Consider the following 13727-nt stretch of genomic DNA (forward strand, 5'->3'; position numbering starts at 1 on the left):
CCTTCCTTAACATCTCATTTATAATAAAATAGTAAAACCCATAAATTTTATTATAAGACATAATAATAACAGTTACAAGTCCATTTTGTAGAATTTTGAAGCTTTTTGTTATAAATAAACCTTCGATAAATAAATATGGTAATAGTTGCAAAATATGATTATATCATACTCTGTCAAGCAAACTATTATATGATCACACACCATATATATTATAAATTATATCCCGTTTTAATCAATATTAATAATTGCACAAAAATGAGAATTCTTTTTCTGGACAGTATTTTTAAATAATGCTATCATCATAAATAATTATGTAATTTCGGATATTGGAATATCACTTAAGGAGAATCGATAAATATATGAAGGTAGTAGGCTTAATCACGGAATACAATCCATTTCATAACGGTCATAAATATCATATTGAAGAAGCCCGTCGAATTACAGGTGCTGATTATGTCATAGCAGTTATGAGCGGTAACTATGTACAACGTGGTGCACCGGCTATCATTAATAAGTACTGTCGTGCGGAGATGGCTCTGCGAAATGGTGTGGATCTCGTCCTTGAGCTGCCGGTATGTTATGCCACCGGAAGTGCTGAATATTTTGCCCATGGTGCAGTCTCTATCCTGAATAAGCTTGGCGTGGTGGACTATCTATGCTTCGGCAGTGAGTGCGGGGATCTCTCTCTACTGCAGGAGGCCGTTGACTTTTTGCTTCATCCGCCGGTTGATTTTGACGCTTCCATACAAGCCTTTTTAAAGCTAGGGCAAAGCTACCCTGCTGCCCGTCAAAGTGCTCTGACCCAAGCACTGCAATCCGCAGACACAAATCACAGTAAGGAAATCCTTTCGTTATTAACGGAACCTAATAATATCTTAGGGATTGAGTATCTGAAAGCGCTCCACAGCTTCTCTTCCTCCATAAAGCCGGTTACGATTCAAAGAATCTCTGCTCATTATCATGATAAAGAACTATCTTCAAAGGAGAAGGAGTTATACCCTGGCATTATTAGCTCTGCAACAGCCATTCGACATGCAATTCATGGTAATGCTAGCGATGAACCCGACAGACTGTTTGACAGCGTTCCAGCTAATGTTTTTCGTATTCTTGAAGTGAATATGCAAAAAACCTATCCAATAGCCGATGAAGATTTTTCCCTATTGATCAAATATAAGCTGCTTTCCGAGGACAACAGTCTCCTGTCTTCATACTTTGATATCAGTAGTGATTTGGCAGACCGCATCAAGAATATGGCGGATTATGGATACAGTCTCTCTGATTTAGCAGAGAAGCTGAAATCAAAAAACATGACGATGACACGAATTAACCGTGCTTTATTTCATATACTACTGAATATTAAGTCCGAATTCATGGACGAATATATAGCCTCCGGATACACATCCTATGCAAGAATACTGGGTTCAAAAAAGGAATCCACCGCTCTGCTTCGCAAAATCGATAGCAACGGAACCATACCTGTCCTCACAAAGGTGGCAAAAGCTAAGGATCGATTATCCCCCCTGGAAATACGTATGCTTTCTGAGGATATTTTTGCTACTCATTTATACAACCATGTCGTATATGAGAAATATGGTACTTCTATTCCCAATGAATTTAAACATGGGCTATGTATCATATAGCTATAATGGATATCTCATTGCGATATAGTCTGAGTGAGCTTCCAGGAAACCCAGTTTTTTATATAAGGAATAACCTGCTTTTGTTGCCTTCAATTCCAAATAGGATAACTCCAGCTGTTTTGCTTCCTCGATTGCCTGAGTAAGCAGTCTTCCGGCTAGCCCTTGACAGCGATATTCCGGTTTCGTATAAACATTCAGAATATTTCCTACTTTGCCCGATATAAAACTCGGGTTCGATGGTTTTTCAATGATTACCAAAAATACGCTGGAGACAATGTTCTCCTTATCCAGTGCAAGATATGCGATAAAATCCTTGCCGATATGATCCGCATAATAACAGGATAACTGCAACCGTAGCCTTTCCATCTGATCTTCCGTTACCTCGCCATAATCTTCTATTAGATATGCCAATCTTATTTGTATCAGGGCTTCAATATCTTCGGCGGTTGCTTTTCTGAAAATCATATACAGTACCTCCTTTCCATCCTAAGTAAATAGGTTATTGCGAAACTATACAACAGAAAGTACACTTAGCGAACCTTCTGTTGTCATGAATAATTACGGTCATTGTGTATACAGTGGATACATATTCCGAAGCAAACCATAGCGGAAGGAGCGGGTTTGCGTAGGAATATGTATCTACTGTATACACAATTAAGATATCCTCAGAGTTTCGCAATTGCCTACAAAGTAAACTCACAGCTTGATACTATCGTAATAAGTCTTCACACAATGAAGTATACGATATCATTTAATATATAAATGGTCCGTACGGGAATAAAATCCCCATACTGACCATTATAAACACTTCTATTATTCCTTCATCAATTCTTCCAGCTGGTCCAGGAGCTCTGCGAACAAGCTGAGAGCCTGATTCACGGGCTCTTTGGTATTCATATCTACTCCGGCCATCTTTAATAACTCGATGGGATAATTCGAGCTTCCACCTGATAAAAAGCGGATATAATCCTTAACAGCAGCTTCGCCCTCCTTCTGAATTCTTCTGGACAAAGCAATAGCGGCAGAATACCCGGTAGCATACTGATATACATAGAACGCGTTATAAAAATGAGGAATTCTTGCCCATTCCATATCAATCTCAGGATCAATCACAATACCATCACCAAAATAAGCCACATTTAAGTCATGATAGATTTTACATAAAGTATCTGCAGTGAGACTCTGTCCCTCTTCCACCATTCTATGAGTAATCATTTCAAATTCAGCAAACATGGTCTGACGATATAAGGTACCCTTGAATTTCTCCAGAAAATGATTGATCAGATAAGCCTTTTCCTTCTTATCATTCGTGTTTTTCAGCAGATAATCGATTAATAAGGCTTCATTGCAGGTAGAAGCCACTTCTGCCACAAAAATCTTATACCCTGCATAGATATAGGGCTGTTCCTTATCGGAATAATAGCTGTGGATTGCATGCCCCATCTCGTGTGCTAAGGTAAATACATTATTCAAGGTGTCATTATAATTAAGCAGAACATAAGGATGGGTGCCATAGGCTCCCCAGGAATAAGCTCCGCTGCGTTTATTCTCATTTTCATAGACATCAATCCAACGATGATTATAGCCCTCCTGCAGTACTCTCTGATAATCTTCACCTAATGCTTCCAATCCCTTTGCCACAATATTCTTTGCTTCTTCATATGGAATATCCATCTTCACATCCTGCACCAAAGGAGCATATAAATCATACATGTGAAGCTCGTCTACACCTAAAAGCTTCTTTCGAAGGGCAACATAACGATGCATTAAATGCATATTTTCATGGACAGCATCTATCAAGTTGGTATAAACCTCTACCGGAACATTGGAGTCACTTAAGGCTTTTTCCAGCGTTGATGAATATTTACGTGCTTTGGCAAAGAAAGCCTCCTGCTTGACATTGGCACTAAAGGATGCTGCCAGCGTATTGCGAAAGCTGTAGTACGTTGAATAAACTCCTTCAAAGGCTTCCCTTCTTACTCTGCGATCCTCACTCTCCAGTAATTGACCATATCTTCCATGAGTGATTCGTACCATCTCGCCTTCTTCATTCCGAATCTCAGGGAACTTAATATCTGCATTATTAAACATGGAGAATATATTGTCCGGAGCCTCTGCTATTTCTCCTACATCAGCCAATAATTCCTCCATTTCGCCGGATAATATATGCGCTTTCCTTCGCAGAATATCCTTCAGATAGAAATCGTACTGCTTTAGTTCCTCATTGTCATGATAGAACTGTGCCAGCATATCCTCCGGTATCTTAAGTAATTCCGGAGTAGCAAATGAAAGCGTACTATTCACCTGCACGAACAGAGATCCTGCTTTATTAGATAGATCCTGGTAGGTTGAATTTCCCGTATCTTCATGATACTTTTGATTCGCATAGACATATACCCGTTCCATCATTTGATTAATCTGATCGCATAGCTGTAAAAAGCTTAACAGCAAATCTCCGGATTTACTAAGTCTTCCCTGATACTCAGCAGCTTTGGGAAGCATTTCTTTTATCTTCTCATATTCTTTTTGCCATTGTTCGTCCGATACATATAGATCTTCTATCGCCCAGGTATATCTTACATCGACTTCACTTCTCTTTGGTAGACTCTTCTTCTCTGCCATATCTGCAATAAAACTCCTTTCGTAGTACCATATAGATAAGCAATTGCGAACCTCTGAAGAACTCCTAATTATGTATGCATCCGATACATATTCCTGAGCAAACCCGCTCCTTCCGCTATGGTTTGCTTCAGAAATCGCAATTACCTATATCCTATCGATGATACGTATTTGACTTCATGATCATAATAATTTGAATAATTTCAGCCTGTCACCAATAAATATTAATATCAGAAGGAAAATATCCCTCTCTTATTCCATATAACAGGAGAAATCTATGAATTTAGTTAATAAATATAAACATATTTTCATAAAAGGATTTATTATTCTTTTTTTATTTATGATGGTTATATTTCCCGGTGCCTCCTTTCAGGGAGCAAGTACCGGTCTTTTGTTATGGTTTCATAATGTATTACCCAATCTGCTTCCGTTTATTATCATATCAAATCTAATGATTCGTCTAAATGTTACCAGACAGCTTAGCAAAGTATTCTACCCGGTTCTTGGCAGATTATTTGGAGTCAGCTGTGAAGGTTGTTATCCCATTGTTATTGGCTTTCTATCCGGAATTCCCATGGGTGCCAAGACCACCTCCGATTTAGTGAATGAGAATAAAATAAATCGAAATGAGGGTCAATTTCTTCTGGCAATGTGCAATAATGCCAGTCCTATGTTTATCATTGGATATATAGCCATTACTCAATTAAAGCTTCCCCATATTAAATATGCATTATTCTTTATTTTATATGCCTCAGCCATTGTGAGCGCACTCCTTTGGAGATTCCTCAATGATCATCTTGAAAATAAAGAAGAAACACATGACAAGACTGATAACATGATGTTGCAAGCTCAGAGTAATCCAGTAAATCCTTCCTTTTCATTTCAACTTTTGGACAATTCTATCATGAATGGTTTTGAGGTAGTTACCAGAATAGGTGGTTATATTATACTATTTAACATTCTTGCACAAATTATTAAAGAAGTCGGACCGGATTTTGGCTTTCTTAAAGCCTTTATTATGGGTATTGTTGAGATTACCACCGGTATTAATCAAATCAGTAATACTCAGTTACATACAAATATAAAAATAGTCCTAATCGTAGTACTAACCTCCTTTGGTGGTATTTCAGGCATGGCACAAACCAAAAGTGTACTTGGTGATTCAGGACTATCCATGAAAACATATGTGATCGTTAAACTAATGAATGCAGCAATATCCCTATTATTGGCTTCTCTTTATGTAACGCTGGTCCATTCATGATTCTTATTGAATTCCCTCTGCTTCTTATTGAGCACCATCAATAAAGGTATTCTCATCAAAATTAAAATCATCCTCATACTCCGGATTCACAGTACCTTGTTCTGAGGGATTCTCCTGAGCATAAAGCTGTTCGCTTAATTCTCTTTTATTATTATTAATAATTTCAAGATTACTCTTGAGTGTACCAATAAAGCTGTCGTATTTGCTAATTGCGGTGTCGTAAGCATTCGCCAATACCCGCTCTACTTCTGTAAGAACATCATTCGAATAAACCAAAGCACCCGTTCTGATCTGCTCAGCTTCCTCCGCTGCTTCTCTGCGAATCCGCTCAGCTTCCTCAGAGGCTTGCATAATCATTTCATTTGCCTGATAATATGCCTGTTGCATTATTTCATGTTCGTTAAGTAATTCCTTTGACTTTTCCTTGGTCTGACGCAGGATACCCTCTGCTTTTTCTTCCGCATCGGCGATGATTGCATCTCGATTAGCAATAATTTTCTGATAACGCTTGATTTCATCAGGTGTACGAAGACGCAACTCATCCAACAAATCATAAAGCTCGTCCTTCGGTACAATTACCTTTGTGCTTGATAATGGTTGCATCCTGCAACTTTCTACAAATTCGTATATGTCTTCAATTAATTGCTCTATTCTGCTTGCACCCATCTCAAACTCTCCTTATCATTTTATATTTGTCATACACAGCTTGTACAATACACTCCGGAACAAATTGTCTAATATCCCCGCCAAAGGAGGCGATTTCTTTTACTGCACTGGAACTCAGATAGGAATACTCTACGCTTGTGGTAAAGAAAACTGTATCAATCACCGGATTCAGCTTATGATTTGTTTGTGCTATCTGAAGCTCATATTCAAAGTCTGTGATTGCCCGCAATCCTCTTACAATGATAGAAGCATTTTGCTGGGATGCAAAATCAATCAGCAATCCATCAAAGGCTTTCACTTGAATATCCGGTAAATTCTTCTTTTCCTTCAGTACCTGTTCAATTAATGCAACGCGCTCATCAGCTGTAAACAATGGCTTTTTTGCACTGTTTTTCAATACACCGATGATTAATTTATCAACTAATCCCGAAGCTCTTGTTATAACATCCAAATGTCCTAAGGTAATTGGGTCAAAACTTCCAGGATAAATTCCAATTTTCATTCTCTATCTCCCTATGTAATAAATTACATACTATTTTAATTCGATAAACACATGTTGATTTGATTTATATTGCTTTGTCTTAAAAATCCGGAATTTTGTATCATTTAGATAATCAAAGTTCGTTTTTAATGAGGCTTCTACCACAATGATGGTATCGCAATATATAATGTTTGACTTCTGTAAAGCAAGCAAAACCTCTTTTTCTAAAAGCTTGTCATATGGAGGATCCATGAAAACGACATCGAATACTTTTCCCTTGACCTCTAAAGCCCGAATCGCATCCATCGCTTTCAAAGCCAGTACTTCAGCATTGTCCTGTAATTTCGTAAATCTTAAATTGGCATTAATACATTCTAAAGCTGCTTTATTATCTTCAACAAAAGCAGCATATTTTGCTCCTCTGGATAATGCTTCTATTCCTATCGCTCCGCTACCTGAGAACAAATCCAGAAAATCAGAATCTGCCAGATATGGGCTTAATATATTAAATAAGGTTTCTTTCGTTTTATCGGTAGTTGGTCTGGTTTCAAAGCCTTCCGGTGTTCTTAGCTGTAATCTTCTTGCTTTACCCGCTATCACTCTCATAATAACTTCTCCGATATTTCATATAATATTTTATTATATTATAATGATTTGTCAACTTGTTTTAATGTAAGTGTATCCTATCCCGCTAAAGATTTCAATACTTTTCTATAAATCACAAAAGGGAGTGTTTTACACTCCCTTAATATAAGACAAGTTAAATACTATCGCTTTTTATTTTCCCGCCATTCTTTTTTCTGCGTCCTGTATCATTTTCTTAACCATATAACCACCAACAGAGCCATTCTGATAGGAAGTTAAATCTCCATTGTAGCCTTGCTTCAGAGGAACTCCAATTTCATTGGCTACCTCGTATTTGAAACGATTTAATGCTTCTTGTGCTTCCGGTATTTCTGCTCGATTTCTTCTTGACATAATAAACGCCTCCATTTCAATTTTGAATTGCTTCAAAATATTGTGTTGTTGTTTACTGCTTAATGAAATCTAGTGTAACAATTTATTTCATTAAGATGTTACGCTATTATTATGCGCAAAAAGAAACAAAATAAGCTAGAAATTAATGTATTTCATGATGTAATTTTTGACACAGGGTTAAAAAAACTGGAAATTCATATAAAAAAGCAATTTTTTGTAACATTAATTAGTTGACTCTTCTCTATCATTCAGTGTTTGATAAGGGCGGTGCTTTGCCACACATTTATATGCCGGACGTATAATCTTACCTGCATTAATCAATTCCTCCAGGCGGTGCGCACACCAACCAGATATTCTTGCAATTGCAAAGATTGGTGTATACAGCTCTGCGGGAAGACCAAGCATATGGTATACGAATCCACTATAGAAGTCTACATTCGCACTTACGCCTTTATACATCTTACGTTCCTTTGCTATGATCTCTGGTGCAAGTCGCTCTACCATTTCATATAAACCGAATTCCTTCAACAGGCCCTTCTCTTCAGACAGGCTCTTCACATATTGTTTTAAAACATTCGCTCTCGGATCTGATATGGAATAAACAGCATGTCCCATACCATAGATAAGACCGGATTTATCAAATGCCTTTTTATTCAATAGATCAGACAGATATGAACTAACTTCCTCCTCGTCCGTCCAATCCTTTATGTTCGTCTTCATATCTTCAAACATCTGCATAACCTTTATATTTGCTCCACCATGCTTCGGCCCCTTAAGTGATCCCAAGGATGCAGCAATTGCAGAATAAGTATCGGTACCCGAAGAGGTCACTACATGGGTTGTGAATGTAGAGTTATTACCACCACCATGCTCCGCATGAAGTACTAAGGCAATATCTAATATCTTCGCTTCCAGCTGAGAATACTTCATATCCGGTCTAAGCATATATAGGATACTCTCTGCAGTTGATAACCCCGGCTTCGGAGGATGTATCACTAAGCTGTTACCAAAATAATAATGAGTGTATGCTTGATAGCCATATACGGATAACAACGGGAATAATGCAATTAACTGCATGCTTTGACGCATAACATTCTCGATTGTAATGTTATCAGCCTGATCGTCATAGGAATACAATGTTAAAACACTTCGCGCAAGTGTATTCATCATATCCTTGCTTGGTGCCTTCATAATGATATCGCGCACAAAGCTTGGAGGAAGCTCTCTGTATCTTTCTATTAAAGCATTAAAATCCTCCAACTGCTTCTTGGAAGGTAGTTCGCCAAACATAAGCAAATAGGTCACTTCTTCAAATCCAAAGCGATCCTCCTTCATAAAGCCATCAATAATCTCTTCCACATCCACACCACGATAATATAATTTACCCTCACAGGGAACATAATCATTGTCTACTATTGTATATGACAATATCTCGCAGATTTCAGTCAAACCGGTTAAAACACCTTTACCGCTGATATCTCGTAAACCACGTTTAACATCATATTTCGCGTACAATTCGGGGTCAATTGCTGAGTTCCTTTTACATAGATTAGCCAGCTCCAATAATTCCGGAGTAATTTCAGAATATTTGCTCATTTTGTTCTCCTTTCTTATACGTGTCTTCAAGTATGCCTCGGTGTACTTAAACACAAGTTTACTACTCACATCTTTGCGAGTCTGCGTTTATTGTACCATATTGACAAGTATTTGAAAACTCTAACCATATTAACCTTTTATTAACATTTTATGAACAAAGTATATAAGAATAAAGTCATTCTCTTAAGCAATCAAAAAGGAAATAGGAGCTGAAGCAATTTCATTTGTAGTGTGCAACAACTCCTATCTATATTATCCTATGTATTTTTACAAACTCATCTGTACAGAAACAAATAAATCAAACAGAAATATGGCTAATACGAATCTGTTCGCTAATCGAATGGAATTGGAGGAGAAGTTCTTCTCCATATAATCCAACAGCTTTGGGTGCAGATATCGGATAATAATCACTCCGCTAATTCCGAATATGATGGATGCTCCCAGACATATGCGTCCATTCAGATTCAAAAATTCATTGGAATAGTCCCACCAACGATTTTGAAAAATGCTTTCCATCGTATAAGATACCAGGTATTCCATCATCGATGCCAGAAATGCACAGGAAAAAAATAAAGAAACTTTGCTCTTACATCGATCCGAAAATAATACTATCATTAATACAATACAACTACCATAAATCGGACATAGGGGTCCATACATAAATCCGCGCTGTACAAATCTTCCGGCACTCACGGAACAGACAATCGTCTCGTATAGCCAGCCTATGTAACTGTAAATGATAAACCACGCAAAAAGTGTTGATAAATCATACATTCTTCGTCGAGTACCTGCAATTATCATATGCATCCCCCCCTTATATCAAATTTCATGCATATCGTAATCTATATTATTCCATATGTCAATAATGAAATAACACTTGCTGTTCTGCAGCATTCCCAACATCATCCACTGCTTTATAGGTTATCAGATAAGTTCCGTCCTCATTCTCTTCAATCGTTACTGTAATATCATCCGTATCCATATCTGAATAATTATCACTCACAGTAACTCCTGACAATGCAGATGCAGTATCCGGTATCTCGCCCTGTTCCAGAATTCGATCCGATATGCCTTCAAATACTGGAGCTTCTCTATCCACATAAATCGTACAGTTTGCTGTTACTTTATCCTTACCATCATCCACACGGTAAGTAACAGCATACTCTGTTTCACTCTTATTCTTAATGGTAACCTTAATATCCTCTTTTGCAATCGGATCTTCTCCTCGATATGCCTTCACATTTTTTAGTAAGTACTCCTTATCAAGAACTGTATCTCCGTTAACAATATAATCACGAACGCCCTCAATTTCTGCCTTAACCTTATTCTCTTTTACAGTAACTGTTATTGTTTTCCTGGCTACCTTTCCGAGGATATCTACCACCGTATATGTAATCTTGTATTTTCCAGAGGTATAGAAATCAACTTTACCTTCAATATTTATTTTTTTCGTAATATCCTCACCCAATGAGGATTTTGCCTTTATTCCCTTTAATAAATCAGCTTCATTACCATATTCGACGGTCAGGTTCTTCGCTCCGCTAATCGTAGGTATTTTACTATTATAAGGATTGTTTTTATCCGGATCTGTTGGATCCCAACGAATATTACCCGATATCTTTATTCCTTCAGGCTTACCAAGCGGTCCAGGACTTTTTTTGTCATCATATATGATTACAGTTGTACCCACCGCACAATTGTCGTAAATCCACTTTGCATCTGCTACCGAAAGGCGCACACAGCCATGCGAAGCAGCCGTTCCTAATTTGTTAAATTGATTCGTTGCCAGTGTCGCAGGGTTTCCATTCTCATAGTAATATACCGAATGGAACAGTATTCCATCCACAATACGCGTAGAATATTGTCCATAGACATCTCCCATTAATTCCTTCCAACGATACTTTGCTTTGGTTTGAAAAGTGCCCGTCTTCGTTAATCCATTCACTCCTACTGAACATAGCATCGCTTTAATAGGTTTGGTATATTTACCTGCTTCATCCATCTCATAAACAGTAATGGTATTGTGTACCCGGTTCACCTTAATCAAATAGGGATATTTTACTTTTGCAAATGCGATCTGCGGTACGGGAAAACTTAGGAACATAGTAATACATACCAATATCATAATGCTCATTTTTAGTAATCTTTTGGTTTTCATATTCATCCTGCACTCCTTATGTCTGTTATAATTCTAGAATCACTCTAATTATTGTTAATTTTAACAATATAGGTTTCATTGGTATGATCCAAAGTAGTAGGACTTGAAAATACAACATCTCCCAGACTCTTAATTAAGCTGTCATTCACGAATTCAAATTTCTCATATTCCAGCTTACCGACATAGATATAAGAGATATGATACTTTTCTATTAATTCCATTACTTTTGATTTCTCTGTAGAAGTATAGATTTCTTCGATGTCAGCAGCTCTCTCATCCAATGCCACATTATCTGATTTCCATAACCATTCATGGGTCCTCCATCCTAATACTGTCGGTAATCCTGTCAGCACTGACACTCTTTGATAGTCTGTATAGCTGTCACCATTGGCTTCCAAAACCACTGGTGTCCCTTTCACATTTTCCTTTAACCACTGAATCGCCTGTGCATCCTCCGGCATATCCGTTTCCACAAAGTCTGCCGCATTAATTCCCTGATAACCATTCCAGTCAAAGATATTGCCATACCAGGCATTCACCGCATTCTGTATATATAATAGGGACATTCCGAAAAGAATGAGTCCGAATACAGATACCCGTCTCTGCCGCCTTGTATGTCCAAAGCAAAGTAATCTTGTAAATATATAGCCAAAACCGATACCAAACATAATAAACGCCTGATATGTCAGCTTGAACATCGTATTTGCCCGTTTATAATCTCCGGAATAGATATCTACAACATAGAATATCTCTGGTAGAAGCACTAAACCAATTGCGCATAATCCGGTTAATATAATAAACTGGTCTGATAAGGACATTTCTTCAAAATAATGAAAAAAAGCAGGTCTTAACCTTACAGGCTCCTTTACCCTAAGATCGTTTCGTGATCTATTAAAATCCGCTATGGAAAAGCATAGAAATGATACTATAATAAATATCGGCAGTCCCCATAATATAATTAACTGATTTAGTGGTGTATTAGCTTCTACCAGGTTAATATTCGTAGAAATCTGATCAAAATTCAAAGTAAATGGTAGTGCAATAATCTTCGAAATAATAACCACCGCTATACCCTGAAGCGCAGTTACAAGAAATCCATTCCTGCTAAACCTGTATACAGCTAAATTGGTAAATAGAATAATTGCACCCGACACAATAAAATAAATTGGAAAGTCCCAAAAATTTGTTGTATGAAACAAACCGATAAAAAAAGAAACTAATAGAATGGCCGGATGAAACACTTCCTTCCAAAGGGGCATCTTCTGATCAGACAACTCTTTGCGGGAATACGACCAAGCCAACAGTATTCCCAGTACCGTAAGTACAAACATAATATTGATTACATGGGCGTGCAAATCTCCTAATACAAAGGAATAGGCCGGGAACTCATGAATCGTTTTATCGGTGGTCTCAGGATGATATCCGATAAACCGGGTAGCATCGGGAAACCAATAATGATAGGTTCCTTCTTCCATTCCAAAGAATTTGCGAACCAATGGTTCAAAGAACATATAAGTCGGATAATGCATATTCCCGGCAAAACATACGGCTACACCACCAATTAAACCGCTGATTGCCGGAAGAGCCCTAAACTTTTTCTTCTGCTCCCTGATGTAATTCAGGGTTAACTGATATACCAAACTGTAAGGCAGGATAAATGCAAATGCCCCTACCATCATCAACATGAGATTATAGCCTAATTCTACTTTTACCAAACTATATCTGGTTAGGAAGGTTGCCATATATTGCCCTACATAATAATAATTGAGCTTCGTTCCTGAAAACCAGAAATCCTGCGGTGGCATATAATCGCTACGCATCATGCTTGTCATAAAGCCATAGTCCATGAATTTCTCAGTACCGTACGCTTCCGGCTTAAAGCCACGTATATAGGTAAAAAAAAGGAATAATCCAAAGAATAGTAGTTCCTCTGATATGATGGAGTCAAGAGTGGATTTCCATACCGAGTAAGTATCTTCTATAATATCACTCTTCTTATGTTTTCGTTTCATTAACAACAATAGTAAATTGAATACCAAGCATATTATCACCGTAATATAACAGGAAAGCTGGTTAAACCGCAGTAAATGCAGGGAGGAAAATAGCCACATCAAATATCCCGCTATTGCAATTCCAATTACTTTGGAAAAGAGATACCCTTTATCATGGAACGGTTTCATAATCAATGTCGTCATTGGCATAAATATAATACCCAAGGTGAAAACCGCTGCCCACCATTGCAAAAAAGCAATATAATCTCCCCGTAGCAACACTCTTCCGCCGATAACTAAAATAACAGCAATAATTGAATATATTATCTTTTTCATA

12 protein-coding genes are annotated in these 13727 nt (G+C 37.6%); 2 read left to right on the forward strand and 10 right to left on the reverse strand.

Annotated features, from left to right (window positions below; all coding sequences use genetic code 11):
- Nucleotides 1-359: 359 nt before the first annotated feature.
- Complete coding sequence (locus H0486_RS12335; RefSeq protein ID WP_228353279.1) at nt 360-1640, forward strand: nucleotidyltransferase; 1281 nt, start codon at nt 360-362, stop codon at nt 1638-1640.
- Here the strand turns inward: H0486_RS12335 and H0486_RS12340 are convergent, their stop codons facing one another.
- Both H0486_RS12340 and pepF read right to left on the reverse strand, forming a co-directional pair.
- Entirely contained in the window at nt 1641-2105 is a 465-nt protein-coding gene (locus H0486_RS12340; protein WP_228353280.1) for a GNAT family N-acetyltransferase, read from the reverse strand.
- Between the two features lie 348 nt (nt 2106-2453).
- Complete coding sequence (pepF, locus tag H0486_RS12345; RefSeq protein WP_228353281.1) at nt 2454-4262, reverse strand: oligoendopeptidase F; 1809 nt, start codon at nt 4260-4262, stop codon at nt 2454-2456.
- A gap of 274 nt (nt 4263-4536) precedes the next feature.
- Here pepF and H0486_RS12350 point away from each other — a divergent pair, with 274 nt between their 5' ends.
- On the forward strand, nt 4537-5520 hold the full coding sequence (locus H0486_RS12350) for a transporter (RefSeq protein WP_228353282.1): 984 nt from the start codon (nt 4537-4539) through the stop codon (nt 5518-5520).
- 24 nt (nt 5521-5544) lie between these two features.
- Here the strand turns inward: H0486_RS12350 and H0486_RS12355 are convergent, their stop codons facing one another.
- The 8 genes from H0486_RS12355 to H0486_RS12390 all read right to left on the reverse strand — a co-directional run bounded on the left by H0486_RS12355 (nt 5545) and on the right by H0486_RS12390 (nt 13726).
- The gene (locus H0486_RS12355) at nt 5545-6186 is read right to left on the reverse strand and encodes an HrpE/YscL family type III secretion apparatus protein (RefSeq protein ID WP_228353283.1); all 642 of its coding nucleotides are present in this window, start codon (nt 6184-6186) and stop codon (nt 5545-5547) included.
- 1 nt (nt 6187) lies between these two features.
- Nucleotides 6188-6688 carry a pantetheine-phosphate adenylyltransferase gene (gene coaD / locus H0486_RS12360; RefSeq protein WP_228353284.1) on the reverse strand — a complete coding sequence of 167 codons (501 nt, stop codon included), beginning with the start codon at nt 6686-6688 and terminating at the stop codon, nt 6188-6190.
- 30 nt (nt 6689-6718) lie between these two features.
- Nucleotides 6719-7273 carry a 16S rRNA (guanine(966)-N(2))-methyltransferase RsmD gene (gene rsmD, locus H0486_RS12365; protein WP_228353285.1) on the reverse strand — a complete coding sequence of 185 codons (555 nt, stop codon included), beginning with the start codon at nt 7271-7273 and terminating at the stop codon, nt 6719-6721.
- 171 nt (nt 7274-7444) lie between these two features.
- Nucleotides 7445-7645 (reverse strand): alpha/beta-type small acid-soluble spore protein, encoded by a 201-nt coding sequence (locus tag H0486_RS12370; protein WP_228353286.1) that lies wholly within the window; start codon nt 7643-7645, stop codon nt 7445-7447.
- 222 nt (nt 7646-7867) lie between these two features.
- Complete coding sequence (locus tag H0486_RS12375; protein WP_228353287.1) at nt 7868-9241, reverse strand: citrate/2-methylcitrate synthase; 1374 nt, start codon at nt 9239-9241, stop codon at nt 7868-7870.
- A gap of 267 nt (nt 9242-9508) precedes the next feature.
- Nucleotides 9509-10042: a putative ABC transporter permease gene (locus H0486_RS12380; protein WP_228353288.1), complete on the reverse strand. Its 534-nt coding sequence runs from the start codon at nt 10040-10042 to the stop codon at nt 9509-9511.
- A 58-nt stretch (nt 10043-10100) separates the two neighbouring features.
- Nucleotides 10101-11405: a L,D-transpeptidase family protein gene (locus H0486_RS12385; protein WP_228353289.1), complete on the reverse strand. Its 1305-nt coding sequence runs from the start codon at nt 11403-11405 to the stop codon at nt 10101-10103.
- Between the two features lie 38 nt (nt 11406-11443).
- Nucleotides 11444-13726: a DUF2298 domain-containing protein gene (locus tag H0486_RS12390; RefSeq protein ID WP_228353290.1), complete on the reverse strand. Its 2283-nt coding sequence runs from the start codon at nt 13724-13726 to the stop codon at nt 11444-11446.
- Nucleotide 13727 lies beyond the last annotated feature (1 nt).

This window comes from Variimorphobacter saccharofermentans, from assembly GCF_014174405.1.
Lineage (GTDB): Bacteria > Bacillota > Clostridia > Lachnospirales > Lachnospiraceae > Mobilitalea > Mobilitalea saccharofermentans.

Coding starts and splice junctions, on each gene's coding strand:
- H0486_RS12335 (WP_228353279.1), top strand. CDS start 360: ATGAAGGTAGTAGGCTTAATCACGGAATACAATCCATTTCATAACGGT.
- H0486_RS12340 (WP_228353280.1), bottom strand. CDS start 2,105: ATGATTTTCAGAAAAGCAACCGCCGAAGATATTGAAGCCCTGATACAA.
- pepF (WP_228353281.1), bottom strand. CDS start 4,262: ATGGCAGAGAAGAAGAGTCTACCAAAGAGAAGTGAAGTCGATGTAAGA.
- H0486_RS12350 (WP_228353282.1), top strand. CDS start 4,537: ATGAATTTAGTTAATAAATATAAACATATTTTCATAAAAGGATTTATT.
- H0486_RS12355 (WP_228353283.1), bottom strand. CDS start 6,186: ATGGGTGCAAGCAGAATAGAGCAATTAATTGAAGACATATACGAATTT.
- coaD (WP_228353284.1), bottom strand. CDS start 6,688: ATGAAAATTGGAATTTATCCTGGAAGTTTTGACCCAATTACCTTAGGA.
- rsmD (WP_228353285.1), bottom strand. CDS start 7,273: ATGAGAGTGATAGCGGGTAAAGCAAGAAGATTACAGCTAAGAACACCG.
- H0486_RS12370 (WP_228353286.1), bottom strand. CDS start 7,645: ATGTCAAGAAGAAATCGAGCAGAAATACCGGAAGCACAAGAAGCATTA.
- H0486_RS12375 (WP_228353287.1), bottom strand. CDS start 9,241: ATGAGCAAATATTCTGAAATTACTCCGGAATTATTGGAGCTGGCTAAT.
- H0486_RS12380 (WP_228353288.1), bottom strand. CDS start 10,042: ATGATAATTGCAGGTACTCGACGAAGAATGTATGATTTATCAACACTT.
- H0486_RS12385 (WP_228353289.1), bottom strand. CDS start 11,405: ATGAATATGAAAACCAAAAGATTACTAAAAATGAGCATTATGATATTG.
- H0486_RS12390 (WP_228353290.1), bottom strand. CDS start 13,726: ATGAAAAAGATAATATATTCAATTATTGCTGTTATTTTAGTTATCGGC.